Origin of the sequence: Romboutsia sp. 13368 (assembly GCF_018336475.1) — a bacterium.
GTDB lineage: Bacteria > Bacillota > Clostridia > Peptostreptococcales > Peptostreptococcaceae > Romboutsia.
Genome location: NZ_CP048741.1, coordinates 373,772 through 374,108, shown reverse-complemented (window position 1 = coordinate 374,108; position 337 = coordinate 373,772). Strand labels below are relative to the sequence as shown.

Genomic DNA, 337 nt, shown 5'->3' with positions numbered 1-337 from the left:
CTACTTAAACTATTTTTATCTTCTTTGCTATTTAAGTATGTTTTTGTAGTTTTATTTATTGGATYGATTTTCATCAAACCACCATTTCTAAAAAATCCTATATAATAACATCCTTMTTTATCTTGATAAATAGTTCTTACATACTTATTTGTAGTTGAATCTTCACTTATAATATCACTTATATTTATAATTTTATCTTCTTTTACATCTAATATATTTAAACCTTCATTACTCCCTATCCACAAATATCCCTTATTATCTAATAATAATGATATTATGTGGTTACTTTGTAATCCATCTTCTTTTAAGTATGTTTTACAATCCTTTGTATCTATAT

The 337-nt window shown here is 22.4% G+C and carries 1 protein-coding gene; it reads right to left on the bottom strand.

Annotated features, from left to right (window positions below; genetic code table 11):
* The coding region (locus tag G3997_RS01520; protein ID WP_296649245.1) for a two-component regulator propeller domain-containing protein at window positions 1-337 on the bottom strand (337 nt) is incomplete at both ends.